Here is a 16,612-nt window from a genome sequence, read left to right on the forward strand (position 1 = left end):
TGGCCAGCATGGCGCTGGGCGCCTGGCTGGGCCCGCGCTGGCTGCGCTGGTGAACGCGGCCGGCGCGGCTGACCGGCTTCAGTTCTTCAGCACGCCCTGGATGTGGGCGGCGATGGCGTCGTCCTGGCAGTTCGTGAAGAACAGTTCCTGGAACTTCTCGCCCGACACGGTGGCCTTGAGCAGGTCCTGGTCGACGGCCTTGAGCGTGCTCAGCATGTCCTTGCAGGAGGCGGCCTTGAGGTCCTTCAGGATGCCGCGGTTCTTGGCCATGATGGCGGCGCGCTCCTTGGGGTAGCCCACGCCGCGCTCGTTCTCGAACAGCTTGCGGTAGCAGTCCTGCAGGTTCAGCTCGGCGGCCCAGCCGAAGCCCTTGGCATAGGGCATGGACAGGCAGTTGCCGTCGTTGATCTGGCCGAACAGGAAGGCGTCGGTCGGGTCGATCACGAGGCCGCAGAACACACCCGGCATGGAGTTGCAGGCCAGCATGGAGCCCATGCCGGTGCCGCAGCCGGTGACGACGAAGTCGGCGGCCTTGCTGTTGAGCAGGATGCCGGCCAGCAGGCCGTTCATGACATAGGTCAGCGAGGCCTTGTCCTCGGGCGCGTACATGCCGTAGTGGTGGACGCTGTGGCCCAGCGGCTCGACGACGGTCTTGAGCGCGCTGTGCACGATCTCGGACTTGGCGGCCTGGCTGTTCTCGATGATGAGGGCGATCTTCATGGCGGTGCTTTCGGTAGCGGAATGAGGACCGGAACGACACAGGCCGTTCCGCGTGCATTGGGCCGCTGCGGCTCAGGCCAGAGGGGCCGGAGGGCGGGCCGTCATGCCAGGCGTCATCCTTGAAAGGGACGGGACTGCATGGTCCCGCTGAGCAACCTGGCCAACCGCGCACCCGGGTGAAGGTGCTGGCGCAGGCGCGATTGTGCCCGTTATTGGAACGGCGTTTCAGAAACCCCACTCAATCCCGGGAGCCAGACGGGGATTCGGGCGAGGGCTCAGTCGCCCTCGCCGCCCAAAGGTTTGAGCTGGCGGCCTGCCGGCAGGGCACGCAGGTACTTGAACGTGCCGGTGGCGTGGGCGCAAAGCTTGTCGTCCGCGCTGAAGACCGAGCCCTCGCAGAACGCCATCGTCGTCGAGCGGTGCAGCAGCCTGCCCACCGCGCGCAGCTCGCCCTCTCCCGGGCGCATGAAGCTGGTCTTCATCTCGACCGTGACGACACCCGGGCCGAGGTCCGGCAGGTGCCGGTTGACGCTGCGGGCGGCATGCGCCATGGCCACGTCCAGCAGCGTCATCACGACGCCGCCATGGGCCACGCGCCAGGAGTTGAGGTGCTGCTCGCTGACCGTCAGCCGCAGCTCGGCCTCGCCGTCGCCGACCGCATGCAGCGTGAACCCGAGTTGCTGGACAAAGGGGATGTGGACCGGAAACTCCATGGCGAAAAGCTCATCCGCCGTGGATGGCCGAGACGCCGCCGTCCACCGCCAGGATCTGGCCGGTGATGTGCTTGCCGGCGCGCGACGCGAACAGCAAGGCCGCGCCCTTGAGGTCCTCGTCGTCGCCGATGCGGTTCAGCGGCGCATGGGACGCCATCTTCTCCTCGCCCACCGTGGCCAGCAGGCCCTTGGTCATCTTGCTCGGGAAGAAGCCCGGCGCCAGCGCGTTGACGGTGATGCCGTATTGGCCCCACTCGCCGGCCAGCGCACGCGTGAAGTTGACGGCCGCGCCCTTGCTGGTGTTGTAGGCAATGGTCTTCATGACGGCGGAGTTGCCGGACAGGCCCGCGATGGAAGCCACGTTGATGATGCGGCCCGACTTGCGCGGGATCATGCTGGCCTTGGCCACGGCCTGGGCGAACACGAACAGGCTGCGGATGTTCAGGTTCATCACCTTGTCCCAGGCCTCGATGGGGTGCTCCTCGGCGGGCGCGCCCCAGCTGGCGCCGGCATTGTTGACAAGGATGTCGATGCGGCCCATGCGCTCCATCGTTTCGGCGACGACGCGCTGCGCGTCCTCCGCCACCGCAGCATCCGCCGCGATCCAGCGGGTGTCGATGCCGCGCGCCTGAAGTTGGGCTGCGGCTTCCTCCAGGTCAGCAGCCTTGCGCGAGGTCAGCATGATCTTGGCGCCGGCGTCCCCCAGCGCCTCGGCGATCTGCAGCCCAAGGCCGCGGGATCCGCCAGTCACCAGCGCAACCTGGCCGCTCAGGTCGAAAAGTTCCTGCACTTTGCTTGTCATGTCGTCTTCTCCGGTTCTCAGAAGTATTCAGGTTTGATCTCGCGGCACAGCGGCTCGCGGCGCGCGACGACGTCCAGCCAGGCGCCGATCTTGGGCAGCTCGTAGGCGAAGAAGTAGCGGGCCGCGGCGCGCTTGCCCTGGGCGAAGTCGCTGTCACCCTGGACCGACCTTTCGACCGCAAGCGCCACGTCCAGCCACAGCCAGGCCAGCACGGTGTGGCCGAAGGCCTGCATATAGGGCGTGGCGTTGGCCAGCGCCTCCTCGGGCTCGCCGGTGCTCCAGGCCTTCTTGGTCGCGCCGCCGACCTGGGCGAGCGCCGCGGCCAGCTGGTTCGCCTGCGGCGCCCAGTCGGTCTGGATGCTGCGTTCGATGGTTTGCTGCATACGGGCGGCCAGGGCGGCGAGCGACGCCCCACCCTGCTGCACCACCTTGCGGCCCAGCAGGTCCAGCGCCTGGATGCCATGCGTGCCCTCGTGGATCATGTTCAGGCGCTGGTCGCGCCAGTACTGCTCGACCGGGAAATCACGCGTGTAGCCATAGCCGCCGAGCACCTGGATGGCCAGCGAGTTGGCTTCCAGGCACCACTCGCTCGGCCAGCTCTTGGCGATGGGGATCAGCACATCCAGCAGGGCCTGCGCCTCGGCCTTGCGGGCCGCATCCAGGCCGGTGTTCAACTCGTCCACCAGGCGGGCGCAGTAAAGCTCCAGCGCCAGGGCACCCTCGACATAGCTCTTCTGCGCGAGAAGCATGCGGCGCACATCGGCGTGTTCGATGATCGGCCGCTGCGGGCTGGCGGCGTCCTTGCCGGCCGCCGTCATCGCGCGCCCTTGAGGTCGGTCCTTGGCGTAGGCCAGGCTCGCCTCATAGCCGGCGTAGCCCAGCATCGTCGCGCCCAGGCCCACACCGATGCGCATCTCGTTCATCATGAAGAACATGCAGCGCAGGCCCTCGTGGGGCTTGCCGACCAGGTAGCCGACCGCGCCCGCCTTGCCTTCCGGCTGGAAGCGGCCCTCGCCAAAGTTCAGCAGACAGTTGGTCGTGCCACGATGGCCGAGCTTGTGATTGAGCCCCGCCAGCGCGATGTCGTTGCGCTCGCCGGTCAGCTGGCCGCCGGCGCCCACCATGCGCTTGGGCACGATGAACAGCGAGATGCCCTTGGTGCCCGGAATCAGCTTGCCGTCGGGCCCCGGGATCTTGGCCAGCACCAGATGGACGATGTTCTCGCGCAGCTCATGCTCGCCGCCGGAGATCCACATCTTGTTGCCGCGTAGCCGGTAGCGCGGGCCGAGCGGGTCGTCGGCGTTCTCCAGTTCGGCGCGCGTGACCACGTCGGACAGCGACGAGCCCGCCTGCGGCTCCGACAGGCACATGGTGCCGAACCACTGGCCGGCCAGCAGCGTCTTGGCGAAGACCTCGCGCTGGCGTTCGCTGCCATGCTCCATCAGCAGATTGGCATTGCAGGTCGTCAGCACGGCATACGAGCCGGCATGGACATTGGCCATGCTGAGAAAAGCATGGGCCGCCGTGTCAACGACGCAGGGCAACTGCATGCCCCCGAGTTCGTAGTCCTTGGTTGCCGCCAACATGCCGGAGTCGACCAGGGCGTTCACCGCCTCCAGCGTCGCCGCCGGCAGGTGGACGCGCTCGCCATCAAAGCGGGGCTCCTCCGTGTCCATCAGCCGGTAGTGCGGTGCGAACTTCTCGCGGGCAATCCGCTCGGTCGTGTCGAGCACGGCCGTGAAGGTCTCGCGAGAGTGGTCGGCGAAGCGCTGGCGCGCCGTCAGGTCATCGGCTTGCAGCCAGTCGTACAGCAGGAACTCGAGGGTCTCGCGCATCGGTGCTATTCCGCTTTGGTGACGGCCATGGCGCCGCTGGCCTGGGCGACGAGCCTGCGCTCGCCGCTGGTCCCCACTGCGTACACCTCGGCCTCGGTGAATGAAACCTGTCGGCCGGGCTTGATGACCCAGGCCTCGCACTCCAGCCGCTCGCCGCCGGCACCGCGCAGGTCGACGTGCATGTCAGTCCTGCGCGAGGCGGACGATGGTGCCCTGGGCCAGCGCGCAGAGCTTCTCCACGCCGTCCTTCACCGCGAAGACCTCGCAGCGGCACACCGCCTGCGTCTTGCTGACGGCGTCGGCGCTGGCGCGCGCGATCAGCCGCTCGCCCACGGCCGGGCGCACGTAGTTGATCTTGAACTCCGATGTGACGACGGGCACCTGCATGGCCGTGCCGCCGGCGAAGGTCAGCGCGTTGTCAGCCAGATAGCTGACGACGCCGCCATGCGCAAAGCCGTTCTGCTGCAGGTGCTCGGGCTTGAGGGTCAGCTGCAACTCGACCCGGCCCGGCGCAAGCGCCGCCAGCTCCGCGCCGAGCAGCACGCTGAACGGCTGCTTGGCGAGGATCTCGCGACCCATCGCCAGGAACAGTTCCGGCGTCACGCTCATCAGAGAACTTCGAACACGCCTGCCGCGCCCATGCCGCCGCCGATGCACATCGTCACGCAGACTTTTCTAGCGCCACGGCGCTTGCCTTCGATCAAGGCATGGCCGGTCAGGCGCTGGCCCGAGACGCCGTAGGGGTGGCCGACGGCAATCGCGCCGCCGTTGACGTTCAGGCGGTCCATCGGGATGCCCAGCGTGTCGGCGCAATACAGCACCTGCACGGCGAAGGCCTCGTTGAGTTCCCACAGGTCGATGTCGGCCACCGTCAGGCCCAGCTTCTTCAGCACCTTCGGGACCGCGAAGACGGGGCCGATGCCCATCTCGTCGGGCTCGCAGCCGGCCACCGCGAAGCCGAGGAAGCGGCCGATGGGCTTGAGGTTGTGCGTGGACGCGTACTGCTCGCTGACCAGCGCGCAGGCGCCGGCGCCGTCGCTGAACTGGCTGGCATTGCCGGCGCTGATGACGCCGCCGGGCAGCGCGGTGCGCAAGTCCTTGATGCCTTCATAGGTCGTGCCCTCGCGCAGGCCTTCGTCGGCGCTCACGGTCACTTCCTTGCTCATCAAGCCCATGACCTTGTCGGCCACGCCCATGGTCGTTGTCACCGAGATCATCTCGTCGTTGAACTTGCCGGCGGCCTGGGCGGCGCAGGCCTTTTGCTGGCTGGCGGCGCCGTACTGGTCCATGCGTTCGCGCGAGATGTTGTAGCGCTTGGCCACGTTCTCGGCGGTCTGCAGCATGCTCCAGTAGATCTCCGGCTTGATCTTCAGCAGGGCCGGGTCGGCCAGCATGTGCTTGTTCATCTCCTGCTGCACGCAGGAGATGCTTTCCACGCCGCCGGCGATGTAGACGTCGCCCTCGCCCGCGATGATGCGTTGCGCGGCCATGGCAATGGTCTGCAGGCCGCTGGAGCAGAAGCGGTTGATGGTGACGCCGCTCACCGTCACCGGCAGGCCGGCCTTCAGCGCGATCTGGCGCGCGATGTTGGCGCCGGTGGCGCCTTCAGGATTGGCGCAGCCCATCAGCACGTCCTCGATGGCGCCGGCTTCGATGCCGGCGCGCTCGACGGCGGCCTGCACGGCATGACCGCCGAGTGTGGCGCCATGGGTCATGTTGAACGCGCCCTTCCAGCTCTTGGTCAGCGGGGTGCGGGCGGTGGAGACGATCAGTGCGTTGCTCATGTCTTGATCCTTGTCAGTCGGACGGTCGCGTCAGGTGAAGCTCTGGCCTTCGGCCACGAGGCGAGCAAGCAAGGGAGCCGGCGTCCAGAACGCGCCGTCGTCCATCGGGTTCTTTGCGAATCGCTTCATCGCCTGCACGACGTTGAACAGGCCCACCGTGTCGGCATAGCACATCGGGCCACCGCGGAAGATCGGGAAGCCATAGCCGGTCAGGTAGACCATGTCGACGTCGGACGCGCGCTGGGCAATGCCCTCCTCCAGCAGATGCGCGGCCTCGTTGACCAGGGCGAACACCAGGCGATGGACGATCTCCTCATCACTGATGTCGCGCTTCTTGGCGCCAATGGACTCGCGGTGCTTGGCCAGCATCTCTTCGACGACCGGCGACGGAATCGCGTCGCGCTTGCCGGCTTGGTAGTCATACCAGCCGGCACTCGTCTTCTGACCAAAACGGCCCAGTTCGCACAGACGGTCGGCGCTGGCCGAGTACTTCATGTTGGCGCGCTCGACCGCCCGGCGCTTGCGGATGGCCCAGCCGATGTCGTTGCCCGCCAGGTCGCCCATGCGAAACGGGCCCATCGCGAAGCCGAACTTCTCGACCGCCTTGTCCACCTGCTGCGGACTGCAGCCCTCGTCGAGCAGAAAGCCGGCCTGGCGGCTGTACTGCTCGATCATGCGATTGCCGATGAAGCCGTCGCAGACGCCGGACACGACCGCCGTCTTCTTGATCTTCTTGCCAATGGCCATGACGGTGGCCAGGACGTCCTTGGCGGTTTCCTTGCCGCGCACGACTTCCAGCAGCTTCATCACGTTGGCCGGGCTGAAGAAATGCATGCCCACCACGTCCTGCGGGCGCTTGGTGAAGGACGCGATCTTGTCGACGTCCAGCGTCGAGGTGTTGGACGCCAGGATGGCCCCGGGCTTGGCGACTTCATCCAACTGCTTGAAGACCGTCTCCTTGACGCCGATCTCCTCGAACACGGCCTCAATGATCAGGTCGCAGTCCTTCAGGTCGTCGTAGCTCAGCGTGGTGCTCAGCAGCGCCATGCGCTGGGCGTACTTGTCTTCCTTGAGCTTGCCCTTCTTGACCTGGGATTCGTAGTTCTTCTTGATCGTCGCGACGCCGCGGTCCAGTGCCTCCTGCTTGGTCTCCAGGATGGTGACCGGGATGCCCGCGTTCAGGAAGTTCATCGAGATGCCGCCGCCCATCGTGCCGGCGCCGATGACGCCGACCTTGGCGATGCTGCGCAGCGGCGTGCCCTCGGGCACATCGGCAATCTTGCTGGCCACGCGCTCGGCGAAGAACAGATGGCGCAGGGCCTTCGATTCCGGCGTCATCATCAGCGCCGCAAAGCCCTCGCGCTCGGCGCGCATGCCGTCGTCGAACTTCATGTTGACGGCACCGGCCACGGCCTCCAGGCAGCGCAGCGGCGCCGGGAAGTTCTTGCTCATGCCCCCCACCATGTTGCGGGCGAACTGGAAGTAGGCGTCGGCGTTGGGATGGCGGGCCTTCAGCTCACGCACCTTGGGCAGCGGCCGTTTCTCGGACACCTCTGCAGCAAACTTGACCGCCGCGTCCACCACGTCGGCCTCGACGATCTTGTCGAACAGCTTCTGTCCCGGGACCATGGCCAGCATCTGCGCCTCCACCGGCTCACCGCTGACGATCATGTTCAGCGCAGGCTCCACACCCAGCGCGCGCGGCAGGCGCTGCGTGCCGCCAGCGCCGGGCAGCAGGCCCAGCTTGACTTCCGGCAGTGCGACCTTGGTGCCGGTCTGGGCAACGCGGTAGTGGCAGCCCAGCGCCAGCTCCAGGCCACCGCCCATGCACACGCTGTGGATCGCGGCGACGACCGGCTTGCTGCAGTTCTCAACGACAGCGATCAGGCTCAGCAGGTTCGGTTCGGCCAAGGCCTTGGGCGAGCCAAACTCCTTGATGTCGGCACCACCCGAGAACGCCTTGCCGGCGCCGGGGATGTCCAGGGCCGTGATGGCCGGATCGGCTTCGGCACGCTCCACGCCGGCAGCGACTGCCGAGCGGGTGGAAAAACCCAGGCCGTTGACCGGCGGGTTGTCGAGCGTGATCACGGCAACGGCGCCGCGAACTTCGTAATGGGCTGTCATGGGCACGACCTCGGTTGGCGAGCCCGCTGCGTCTCGGCAGCCGGCCCAGAATAGAACGACCGTTCGATTCTAGGCAGCCGCCATGACGCGGTCTTGTCCCGGCAGTGACAAGGCCGGGCAACCGCGGTTCAGTCCAGCGTGGAGTCCGGGCTGCGCCGCAGCACCACCGTGTCCTTGAATGCCTTGGGCGTTTCCTTCGGCGGCGCCGGCTGCATCCTGGCCTCGGCATACAGGCGCGCCGCGTCGGCGGCGTCCACCGGCGCCTCGACCGCAGGCGCTGGGCGCGGCGTGGGGCGCACCGCCAGGCGCAGTTCATGGTTCTCGCGCTGCACCTGCTCGATCTGCTTGCGGGCCTGCGTCAGTTGCTGTGCCGACAGCTGGCGCGCCTGCTCGACGTTGTGCACGCGCTGGCGCTCGCGCCTGAGCTGGCGGGACAGCCAGGCCCACAGCGAGCCCGCCGCCACTAGGCCGCCCAGCAGGAAGCCGCCCAGCAGCGGCAGCAGTTGGTTCTTGTCCATGTGTCCTCCCCGACATCCTCGTGCCGGCAAATGTACGAGCGCCGCTGCGCGCCGCCCACATGAGCAGGGTTTGCCACGAGTCGCCACGCCCGCACGGGCGTGGCGACGCCCTTGGTCGCCTTGCATGCCGGGGCTAGAGTGCGGCCATGCTGATCCCGGTCGTCTACCCGCCACGCGAGCCCGCGCCGCCGCCGCAGTTTTCCCCGCCGCCGCCGCCTCAGCCGCCCATGGAGCCCGGTCCGCCACCGCCCGCCGCCCCCCCCACGGCGCAACCCGAGGGTGACGTGCCCCGCGTGCTCTACCTGCTGCGCGTCCTGTGGCTGTGCGCCTTCCCGGTCGGCATCGTCATTGCCGGCGTGGCGGTGCTGCTCGGGCTGGAGCAGGCGCGCGAGACCCTGCTGTCGCTCGAGGTCGGCAGTGCTCAGACCGCCGTGCTGGTGTTCGCCTTCGCCCTGTGGCAGCTGCTGGCCTGGTACACCGCCCGGCTGCTGCTGGACCGCCGCTTCAAGCCCGACTCGCTGGGCGAATGCACGCGCCCGCTGTTCGGCGAGCGCCTGCGTCGCTGGCTGCCGCGCGCCCTCATCGCTGGCGGTGGACTGCCCATCGCGCTGTTCTTCCTGCTGCAGCCGCGCGAGCGCCTCATCGGCGTCGCGCTGCTGGCCGTCACGGTGGGCCTGAGCCTGTTCGTCTGGCGGCGGCGCGCCTGGCTGCTCAAGCTCGGTGCTGGCTCAAGCCTGGCGCGCTGGCTGGCCCTGGATGGGCGGCGCGAAGCCATCGCGCTGCTGGAGCGCGAGGACCGCATGAGCACGCCATCGCGCCTGCTCGTCGTGCTGGTGCTGCTGCTGCAATGGGCCATCTTTGGCGCGCTGGCGGCCTGGCCGGAGGCGACCGCCCGCGCGCTTGGCGCGCCCGCCCTCGTGCTGCTGGCCATGGGCAGCTGGATCGTCTTCGGCGGCGTCATGCTGACCTATGTGCCCAAGGCACTGCTCGGCTACCCGCTGACCGCCCTGCCGCTGCTGCTGTTCATTGCCTTCGCGCCGTTGAACGACAACCACCGCGTCGCCGACCCCTACCGCAGCGCACGCGCGAGCATTGCCAGCCGCCAGCCGGCCGATGCCTGGCTGCAGGCCTGGCTGCGCACCGTCGGTGCCGACGGCAGGCGCCCGCTCGTCCTCGTCGCCGTGACCGGTGGTGCATCCCGTGCGGCCTACTGGGGCGGTGCGTCGCTGGCCCGGCTGCAGGAACTGGGGGAACAGCAGGGCGTCAACTTCGCCGACTCGGTTTTCGCCATCAGCGGCACCTCCGGCGGCGCTCTGGGCGCGGCCAGCTTCGTCGCCGCCGTGGACGCGCGTCGCCAGGCTGTGGACAGCACCGCCTGCACGCCCTGGAAGCTGGTGCGCGACTTCACCGGGCGCGACCACCTGGCCACGCCGGTGGGCTACCTGCTCTACCCCGACCTGATGCAACGCCTGCTGCCGGTGGCCCTGCCGAGCGCCGACCGCTCGCTGGGGCTGGAGCAGGTCTGGGCGCGCGACTGGCCGCGGAGCCTGGCCAGCCAATGCCCCCTGCGCCCGGCCGCCCACGCCAACCCCTGGGGCGAACCGCTGACCGCCCTGCACGGCCGCGCCGCCGAGGCCGAATGGCTGCCGCTGCTGGCGCTGAACACGGCCGCGCTGGAGCGTGGCCAGCGCGTCTACCAGGCCGACTTCATCCTGCCCGCAGGTGACGGCATCGACCTGCTCGACCCCGCGCTGGGCCTGGACGTCGAGCACCTGACGCTGGCACAGGCGGTTCACAACAGCGCCCGCTTCCCCTACATCAGCCCCGCCGCGGCCGTTTTCTTCAAGGAGGCCCACACCGACGAAGCGGCCGACGACGTCGGCCGCATCTGGGACCGCCTGGGCGACGGCGGCTACGTGGAGGCCAGCGGCACCCTGATGCTGTCGGACCTGCTGCGCGAGCTGGAAGCGGCGGGCCGGCTGCGTGTCTGCAAGCCTGATGAAGACTGTGCTTCACAAGGCGTGCTTGATCGCTCACGGCTGCGCCTGCTGCTGCTGGTCAACAGCCCATCTCAGGTCGAGGACTGGCTGTGCCGCGACGCGCCCCAGGCAGCGGACGCCCAGCCGCTGGACGGCCGCCGCTACCGCGCCACGCACATGAACCTGCATGAACTCGTCGCACCGCCGCGCGGCATCCTGAACAGCAACGGCGGCCGCGGACGCGACTCGTCGGTCGAACTCATCAAACGCATCGGCGGCTGCGCCCAGGTGGCGGAGCTGCGCCTGCCCGCAGTCAAGGGCCAGCGCCCGCCGTCGATGAACTGGATGCTGAACTCGGCCTCGCGCGACTTCATCGACGCGGCGTTGCAGGAGAAGCTGCCCGTCACCGACGCCGACCTCGGCCCCGCACAGGCCCAGCTCAACGCGCACCTGCGCCAGGCCAGGGGCTGGATGACACAGATGAAGTGAGGCCCCTTGGCCCGGTGCTTGGCCCGGTGCTTGGCCCGGTGCTCGGCCCGGTGCTCGGCCCGCAATCAGCGCGCAGCGGCACGCGGCCACAATGCGTCCGGCCATGTCCAGCCAGTTTCTGAACCTCTTTGCCCCTGAGCGCCGCGGCCTGTGGCGCGCGCTGCTCGCCCTGCTGCTCATCACCGTGACCTGGCTGGCCCTGTCGCCCGCGCCGCCCAGGACCGTCGATACCGGTTGGGACAAATCCAACCACGCGCTCGCCTTTGCCGCGCTGGCCTTCGCCGCCGTCTGGGCGCTGTGGCCGCGGCCACGCCAGTGGCCCGCGCTGGCCGCCGCCCTGCTGGTCTACGGCGGCGCCATCGAGCTCGCGCAAAGCTTTGTGCCGTCGCGCAGTGCCGACTGGCTGGACCTGCTGGCCAATGGCCTGGGCATCGCCGTCGGCCTGGCCGCGGCCTCGCCGATCGCAGGCCTCGCAGCACGGCGTCCGTGACGACCCTCGCAACCTAGGGGGGCGCGCCCCTTTTCTTGCGCCACGCCACAGGGGTCAACGTCCTACAGCGCAAGACCCTGCACTGACATACCGTTGGCAGCAGATTGCGTTACGGTTGCTCCCCATGTTGCCCGACTTGCTCCGCGCCACGCGCGCCCACTCGCTCGCGCTGGCCGCCCCCCTGTCGGACGAAGACGCCCAGCTGCAGTCCATGCCCGACGCCAGCCCCGCCAAATGGCATCTGGCGCACACCACCTGGTTCTTCGAGACCATGGTGCTAGTGCCCCATCTGAACGGCTACCGCGTCTTCGACGAACGCTGGCCGCGCCTGTTCAACTCCTACTACGAAAGCCTGGGGCCCAGACACGCAAGACCACAGCGCGGGCTGCTGAGCCGGCCTTCGCTCGACGAGGTCAAGGCCTACCGCGCCCATGTGGACGCGGCCTTGGCCGATCTGCTGCCTCAGTTGACAAAGGCGGCTCCTGACGGCGCCCGCCAGCTGATCGAGCTGGGCTGCCACCACGAGCAGCAGCACCAGGAGCTGTTGCTGACCGACATCCTGCATGCCTTCTCTTGCAACCCGCTGCTGCCGGCCTACGACACATCGGCACCTCAGCCGGCGATGACCGTCGAGCAGCGCTGGCTGCAGCACCCCGGCGGTATCGTCGCTATCGGTCACGGCGGCCACGAAGGCGGCGGCTTCGCCTTCGACAACGAAGGCCCGCGCCACCAGACGCTGCTGGCGCCCTTCGAGATCAGCAACCGCCTCGTCAGCTGCGGCGAATTCGCCGACTTCATCGCCTCGGGCGGCTATCGCGAGCCGCTGCTGTGGCTGTCCGACGGCTGGGCCATGGTCCAGACCCAGGGCTGGCAGCGGCCGGCCTACTGGCTGGAGGACGGCCGCGTCTTCGGCCTGCACGGCGCGCAGCCGATGGACCCGCAGGCCCCCGTGATGCAGCTCAGCTTCTACGAGGCCTGCGCCTTTGCCGAGTGGGCCGGCGCGCGGCTGCCCACCGAGTTCGAGTGGGAGGCGGCATGCGGCTTGCCCGCCTTCGCCCAGGCCGAGACCCAAGCCTGGCAATGGACGCGCTCCAGCTATGCGCCCTACCCCGGCTACCGTCCGGCAGCGGGCGCAGTGGGTGAATACAACGGCAAGTTCATGGTTGGCCAGCAGGTGCTGCGGGGCGGCAGCCTGGCGACGCCGGCCGGTCACGCGCGGTCGAGTTACCGCAATTTTTTTCCGCCGGCGGCGCGCTGGCAGTTCAGTGGAGTGAGGCTCGCACGATGAAACCAGGTATCGAATGGCGCCAGCCCCGCGCCGCAGTGGAGAACGAACAGTTCGCGGACGACCTGCACGCCGCGCTGAGCCGCATCCCCAAGGCCATCTCGCCCAAGTATTTCTACGACGAGGTCGGCTCCAGGCTGTTCGAGCAGATCTGCGATCTGCCCGAGTACTACCCGACCCGCACCGAGCTGGCACTGCTGCAGACGCATGCCGCCGATATGGCCGCACAGTTCGGTGAGCGCGTGCAGCTCGTCGAATACGGTGCCGGTGCGCTGCGCAAGGTGCGCCTGCTGCTGGACGCCATCCCGCGCGACAACCTGCAGTTCGTGCCGGTGGACATTTCCGGGCCTCACCTGCTGTCTGCCTGCGACGGGCTGGCGGGCGACTATCCCGGCCTGGCCATCCACCCGCTGGTGGCCGACTTCACACGCCAGCATGCGCTGCCCGCTTGCGTTGAAGGCAGCCGGCGCGTCGGTTTCTTTCCCGGCTCCAGCATCGGCAACTTCACGCCTGCCGAGGCCGACGCCTTCCTGCGCCTGGCGGCAGCCGAACTCGCCGGCGGTGGCCTGCTGATCGGCATCGACCTCGTCAAGGACGAGGACGTGCTGCACGCCGCCTACAACGATGTGGAAGGCGTCACCGCCGCGTTCAACATGAACCTGCTGGACCGCGCCCGCAAGGAACTCGGCGCCGAGTTCCCGACCGACGGCTTTCAGCATCTGGCCTTCTACAACCCGGCCTACCGCCGCATCGAGATGCACCTGCGTGCGATCCGTCCGCTGGAACTGCAGCTGGGTGGGGAGATCTATGTGTTCAACGAGGGCGAGACCCTGCACACCGAACACTCGCACAAGTACACCGTCGAGGGCTTCCAGGCCCTGGCGGCACGGGCAGGCTTCAAGCCGGGCAAGGTGTGGACGGACCCCAATCACTGGTTCGCGGTCCTGTGGCTGGAGGCATGAGAAGCCCCTTCGCAGAACCGGCGCATGGCCGATGCCCGGACGACCAGCTCTGGCGCGGCGACTTCGATGACGTGAAGAAAGTGGCACGCGCCCGCCTGCCGTGAACGCCGGCAAGCACCCGAACAGGGGACAGGCCACTGCGGGGAGCGAACGCCCTGTCCGTGGTGACAATGCCGGCTACTCAAGGCGGCCCCGCGCCGCGCTCCGGATCGATGAAAACGCCCGCGCCTTCGCCAGCCATCCCCGCCGCCGACGGTCGCCCCCTCACCCGGCTGCTGCACGACTGGCAGGCCGGCGACGGCCAGGCGCTGCGGCAGCTGCTGGCCTGGGTGCAGGGCGAGCTGTTGCGGCTGGCGCAGTCGCGCCTGCGTGGCGCGGACACCCCGTCGCTCGCCGCTGAGGACTTGCTGCAGGAGGCGCTGCTCAAGCTGATGGCCCGGCCGCCGGACTGGCACGACCGGCAGCACTTCTTCGCCACGGTCTCGCTGGTGATGCGCCAGGTGCTGGTGGACCATGCGCGCAGCCGCCTGGCCGCCAAGCGCGCCGGCGGCGCGGGTTGGCAGCTGGTGGACTGGACGCTGAGCGACGTCGGCGAGGAGTCCCAGACCGCCGACCTGCTCACGCTCGAACGGCTGCTGCAGCAGCTCGAAGTCGAGGACGCACGTGCCGCGCAGGTGGTGCAGCTGACCTATTTCGTCGGCCTGGAGCGCGAAGAGATCGCCAGCGTGATGGCGCTGTCGGTGGCCACCGTGGACCGCGAGCTGCGGCATGCGCGCGCCTGGCTGTCCGCCGGCCTGGGGCGCGCCGGCCTCGAAGCCTGACCCCCGGACCCGCATGCACGCGCCCAGCCGCTACGCCCGGGGCAAGGCGCTGTTCGACGCGCTGGTGGAGCTGGGCGACGCCGCCACGCAATGGGCCGCGCTGCAAGCCACCGACGCCGACGAGGCGCTGCGCAACGACGTCTGGGCGCTGCTGCAGGCCCACCGCCTCACGACCCGCATCGGCGCGCCAATCGCCGCCGCGTCCCGCGCCCTGCAGCCACCGCCCGAGCCGCTGTACCCGGGCGACCGGCTGGGGCCCTGGCGGCTGTGTGGCGACCTGGGCGAAGGCGGCATGGGCCGCGTCATGCGCGCGGAGCGCGCCGACGGCGCCTACGAGCAGCAGGTGGCCATCAAGCTGCTGCGCAGCCGCGGCGATGCGGCCTCGCTGGCGCGGCTGACGCGCGAACGCCAGATCCTCGCCGGGCTGCGCCACCCGCACATCGCCCGGCTGCTGGATGGCGGCAGCACGCCGGCGGGCCAGCCCTACCTTGTGATGGAGCTGGTGGACGGCGAGCCCGTTGACCAATGGTGCGAGCACCACGCCGCCGACCTGGCCACGCGGCTGGCGCTGTTCGACCAGGTGTGCGACGCAGTGGCCCACGCCCATGCGCGGCTGGTGGTGCATTGCGACATCAAGCCGTCCAACGTGCTGGTCGACGCCGAAGGCCAGGTGCGGCTGCTGGACTTCGGCATCGCGCGGCTGGTGCAGGGCGACACGCCGGACGAGGCGCCCGCGCTGACGCCGGCCTTTGCCAGCCCCGAGCAACTGGCCGGCGCAACACCTGGCACCGGCAGCGACATCTTCAGCCTGGGCCGCCTGCTGCAATGCCTCACCGAGGCCCGGCTGCCGCGCGGGCTGCGGGGGCGGGCGCTGGCGGCGGTCTGGACGATGGCCCAGGCGGCGCAGCCGGCGCAGCGCTATGACAGCGTCGGCGCGCTGCGGGCCGAACTTCAGCGGCTGCAGCAAGGCCGCCCGGTGCGCGCCTGGGGCCCCGGCCCGGCACGGCGCCGCTACGTGATGGTGCTGGCCCTGCGCCGCCACTGGCTGGCCTGCCTGGCCGGGGCCGGGGCGCTGGGGATGGCTGCGGCCTTCACGTGGAGCCTGGCGCAGCAGCGCGACCGCGCGCGTGCTGCCGAACAGGCCGCGCTGGAGCAAGGCGAGAACGCCCGCCGGCAGGCGCAGGCCGCGCAGCAGATCAGCCGCTTTGTCACCGGGCTGTTCGAGGGCGCCGACTCCGAGAACCGCGGCATGCGAGCGGCCGACACACCCGCCCGGCTGCTGCTGGACCGCGGCCACGCCCAGCTGGAGCGCACGCTGCATCAGCAACCCGAGCAGCGCGCCCGTCTGCTGGACGTGCTGGGCACCGTCTACGAGAACATCGGCCAACTCGACGCCGCTGCGCGCGCCTACCGCGAAGCCATCGCGCTGGAAGGCCCGGACGGCCTGGCGCGCCCGGTGCAGGAAGCCGCGCTGCAGTACAAGCTGGCCTTCACGCTGAACCGCCAGGGCCACTATGAAGGCGCCGCCGTGGCCGCGCAGCGCTGCCTGGCCCTGCGCACGGCCGCGGCCGCCACGCCGGCGGCGGACCTGGCCGACGCCCACAACGCCGTCGGCATGACGCTCAGCAACCTCGGCCGGCTGGCCGAGGCGCGCGTCCACCTCGACCGCGCCTTCGCCATGCGTCGCGCCGAGTTCGGTGCGGCCCACAATCAGGTCGCCCAGCTGCACAACAACCTGGCGCTGTGGGCGCTCGCCGCCGGCCGCGCTGCCGAGGCTGAGGCCCAAGCGCGCCAGGCCGTTGCCATCGGCCACGCGCTGCCGGCGCTGCCGGGCCAGCACCACCGCCGCCTGACGGTCCTGTCGCAGGCCTTGATGGCGCAGGGGCGGCTCGACGAGGCCGGCCCACTGCTGCAAGAAGCCGCCGCGCTGGCCCGCGAGCGCTACGGGCAAGACGGCACCTACCTGCATCGCGTGCTGCGCGAAGAGGGCCTGCTGCAGGCACGCAGCGGCCACTGGCGCGACGCCGTGCGCACCTATCGCGAGGCGCTCGGCGCGGCTCAACAGGGCGGCGACACCGGCAACCCCGTGC

General features: G+C 69.5%; 15 protein-coding genes. 6 read left to right on the forward strand and 9 right to left on the reverse strand.

Annotated features, from left to right (window positions below; all coding sequences use genetic code 11):
- Window positions 1-78 precede the first annotated feature (78 nt).
- From ACT6S0_RS20480 to ACT6S0_RS20520, 9 genes are all read right to left on the reverse strand, one after another.
- Window positions 79-720, reverse strand: coding sequence for an RpiB/LacA/LacB family sugar-phosphate isomerase (locus tag ACT6S0_RS20480; RefSeq protein ID WP_444765635.1), 642 nt, complete (start codon window positions 718-720; stop codon window positions 79-81).
- Window positions 721-995: 275 nt separating this feature from the next.
- Window positions 996-1,433: a PaaI family thioesterase gene (locus ACT6S0_RS20485; protein ID WP_444765636.1), complete on the reverse strand. Its 438-nt coding sequence runs from the start codon at window positions 1,431-1,433 to the stop codon at window positions 996-998.
- A 10-nt stretch (window positions 1,434-1,443) separates the two neighbouring features.
- Entirely contained in the window at window positions 1,444-2,235 is a 792-nt protein-coding gene (locus tag ACT6S0_RS20490) for an SDR family oxidoreductase (protein ID WP_444765637.1), read from the reverse strand.
- A gap of 17 nt (window positions 2,236-2,252) precedes the next feature.
- Window positions 2,253-4,070: an acyl-CoA dehydrogenase gene (locus ACT6S0_RS20495; protein WP_444765638.1), complete on the reverse strand. Its 1,818-nt coding sequence runs from the start codon at window positions 4,068-4,070 to the stop codon at window positions 2,253-2,255.
- Between the two features lie 5 nt (window positions 4,071-4,075).
- Window positions 4,076-4,252, reverse strand: a complete 177-nt coding sequence (locus ACT6S0_RS20500; RefSeq protein ID WP_444765639.1) for a hypothetical protein — start codon at window positions 4,250-4,252, stop codon at window positions 4,076-4,078.
- 1 nt (window position 4,253) lies between these two features.
- Window positions 4,254-4,679: a PaaI family thioesterase gene (locus tag ACT6S0_RS20505; protein WP_444765640.1), complete on the reverse strand. Its 426-nt coding sequence runs from the start codon at window positions 4,677-4,679 to the stop codon at window positions 4,254-4,256.
- Window positions 4,679-5,854: an acetyl-CoA C-acyltransferase gene (locus tag ACT6S0_RS20510; RefSeq protein ID WP_444765641.1), complete on the reverse strand. Its 1,176-nt coding sequence runs from the start codon at window positions 5,852-5,854 to the stop codon at window positions 4,679-4,681. Before ACT6S0_RS20510 ends, ACT6S0_RS20505 begins: the two co-directional genes overlap by 1 nt.
- A gap of 30 nt (window positions 5,855-5,884) precedes the next feature.
- Window positions 5,885-7,978, reverse strand: coding sequence for a 3-hydroxyacyl-CoA dehydrogenase NAD-binding domain-containing protein (locus ACT6S0_RS20515; RefSeq protein ID WP_444765642.1), 2,094 nt, complete (start codon window positions 7,976-7,978; stop codon window positions 5,885-5,887).
- 128 nt (window positions 7,979-8,106) lie between these two features.
- The gene (locus tag ACT6S0_RS20520) at window positions 8,107-8,496 is read right to left on the reverse strand and encodes a hypothetical protein (protein ID WP_444765643.1); all 390 of its coding nucleotides are present in this window, start codon (window positions 8,494-8,496) and stop codon (window positions 8,107-8,109) included.
- Between the two features lie 146 nt (window positions 8,497-8,642).
- Here ACT6S0_RS20520 and ACT6S0_RS20525 point away from each other — a divergent pair, with 146 nt between their 5' ends.
- From ACT6S0_RS20525 to ACT6S0_RS20550, 6 genes are all read left to right on the forward strand, one after another.
- On the forward strand, window positions 8,643-10,964 hold the full coding sequence (locus ACT6S0_RS20525) for a hypothetical protein (protein ID WP_444765644.1): 2,322 nt from the start codon (window positions 8,643-8,645) through the stop codon (window positions 10,962-10,964).
- A 103-nt stretch (window positions 10,965-11,067) separates the two neighbouring features.
- The gene (locus ACT6S0_RS20530; protein WP_444765645.1) at window positions 11,068-11,454 is read left to right on the forward strand and encodes a VanZ family protein; all 387 of its coding nucleotides are present in this window, start codon (window positions 11,068-11,070) and stop codon (window positions 11,452-11,454) included.
- A gap of 124 nt (window positions 11,455-11,578) precedes the next feature.
- Window positions 11,579-12,742 carry an ergothioneine biosynthesis protein EgtB gene (egtB, locus tag ACT6S0_RS20535; RefSeq protein ID WP_444765646.1) on the forward strand — a complete coding sequence of 388 codons (1,164 nt, stop codon included), beginning with the start codon at window positions 11,579-11,581 and terminating at the stop codon, window positions 12,740-12,742.
- Window positions 12,739-13,701, forward strand: coding sequence for an L-histidine N(alpha)-methyltransferase (egtD, locus tag ACT6S0_RS20540; RefSeq protein ID WP_444765647.1), 963 nt, complete (start codon window positions 12,739-12,741; stop codon window positions 13,699-13,701). Before egtB ends, egtD begins: the two co-directional genes overlap by 4 nt.
- A gap of 212 nt (window positions 13,702-13,913) precedes the next feature.
- The gene (locus tag ACT6S0_RS20545; RefSeq protein ID WP_444765648.1) at window positions 13,914-14,522 is read left to right on the forward strand and encodes an ECF-type sigma factor; all 609 of its coding nucleotides are present in this window, start codon (window positions 13,914-13,916) and stop codon (window positions 14,520-14,522) included.
- A gap of 13 nt (window positions 14,523-14,535) precedes the next feature.
- On the forward strand, window positions 14,536-16,612 hold a 2,077-nt coding region (locus ACT6S0_RS20550; RefSeq protein ID WP_444765649.1), incomplete at its 3' end, for a protein kinase domain-containing protein.

It is taken from the genome of Roseateles sp. (assembly GCF_052436255.1).
Lineage (GTDB): Bacteria > Pseudomonadota > Gammaproteobacteria > Burkholderiales > Burkholderiaceae_C > Pelomonas.

Bases quoted from the DNA above. Each gene is read 5' to 3' on its own strand.
- ACT6S0_RS20510 (WP_444765641.1), bottom strand. From the start codon at position 5,854: ATGAGCAACGCACTGATCGTCTCCACCGCCCGCACCCCGCTGACCAAG.
- egtB (WP_444765646.1), top strand. From the start codon at position 11,579: ATGTTGCCCGACTTGCTCCGCGCCACGCGCGCCCACTCGCTCGCGCTG.
- ACT6S0_RS20490 (WP_444765637.1), bottom strand. From the start codon at position 2,235: ATGACAAGCAAAGTGCAGGAACTTTTCGACCTGAGCGGCCAGGTTGCG.
- ACT6S0_RS20530 (WP_444765645.1), top strand. From the start codon at position 11,068: ATGTCCAGCCAGTTTCTGAACCTCTTTGCCCCTGAGCGCCGCGGCCTG.
- ACT6S0_RS20525 (WP_444765644.1), top strand. From the start codon at position 8,643: ATGCTGATCCCGGTCGTCTACCCGCCACGCGAGCCCGCGCCGCCGCCG.
- ACT6S0_RS20505 (WP_444765640.1), bottom strand. From the start codon at position 4,679: ATGAGCGTGACGCCGGAACTGTTCCTGGCGATGGGTCGCGAGATCCTC.
- egtD (WP_444765647.1), top strand. From the start codon at position 12,739: ATGAAACCAGGTATCGAATGGCGCCAGCCCCGCGCCGCAGTGGAGAAC.
- ACT6S0_RS20485 (WP_444765636.1), bottom strand. From the start codon at position 1,433: ATGGAGTTTCCGGTCCACATCCCCTTTGTCCAGCAACTCGGGTTCACG.
- ACT6S0_RS20480 (WP_444765635.1), bottom strand. From the start codon at position 720: ATGAAGATCGCCCTCATCATCGAGAACAGCCAGGCCGCCAAGTCCGAG.
- ACT6S0_RS20515 (WP_444765642.1), bottom strand. From the start codon at position 7,978: ATGACAGCCCATTACGAAGTTCGCGGCGCCGTTGCCGTGATCACGCTC.
- ACT6S0_RS20545 (WP_444765648.1), top strand. From the start codon at position 13,914: ATGAAAACGCCCGCGCCTTCGCCAGCCATCCCCGCCGCCGACGGTCGC.
- ACT6S0_RS20500 (WP_444765639.1), bottom strand. From the start codon at position 4,252: ATGCACGTCGACCTGCGCGGTGCCGGCGGCGAGCGGCTGGAGTGCGAG.
- ACT6S0_RS20495 (WP_444765638.1), bottom strand. From the start codon at position 4,070: ATGCGCGAGACCCTCGAGTTCCTGCTGTACGACTGGCTGCAAGCCGAT.
- ACT6S0_RS20520 (WP_444765643.1), bottom strand. From the start codon at position 8,496: ATGGACAAGAACCAACTGCTGCCGCTGCTGGGCGGCTTCCTGCTGGGC.